1 protein-coding gene is annotated in these 489 nt (G+C 41.1%); it reads right to left on the reverse strand.

Annotation, left to right across the window (positions count from 1 at the left end; all coding sequences use genetic code 11):
* Positions 1-489, reverse strand: a 489-nt coding sequence (locus HMPREF2644_RS07820; protein ID WP_143422624.1) for an ATP-binding cassette domain-containing protein, incomplete at both ends; no start/stop codon positions are given.

A 489-nucleotide genomic window follows, 5' to 3' on the forward strand; every position in this document is an offset into this window, starting at 1 on the left:
ATTTCGTTCTCCCCCCGATAAGGCTTTAACTGGGGTCATTGCACGTTTGGGTGGGAACAAGAAATCTTGCAAATACCCTAGTACATGGCGTTTTACACCATTGACTTCAATATCTTGTTTACCATCCGCCACATTATCCATTACGGTTTTTTCGGGATCTAAATCAGCACGGTATTGGTCAAAATAAGCAATCTCTAATTTAGTACCACAACGAATTTTGCCTGATGTTGGCTGAATTTCACCCAGCAATAATTTAATGAACGTGGTTTTCCCACAGCCATTTACCCCAACAAGTGCAATTTTGTCTCCACGTAAAATCGTTGTTGAAAAATCTTTTAACAAGGTTTTTCCTGCGATTTCATAGCTCACATCTTCCATTTCAAAGACAATTTTGCCAGAACGACTTGAGGTATCTAACTGTAATTTGGCTATTCCCATTACATCACGGCGTTGGCGGCGTTCCTCACGCATCGCTTTTAATGCTCGCAC

This window comes from Haemophilus sp. HMSC071C11, assembly GCF_001837655.1.
GTDB lineage: Bacteria > Pseudomonadota > Gammaproteobacteria > Enterobacterales > Pasteurellaceae > Haemophilus > Haemophilus influenzae.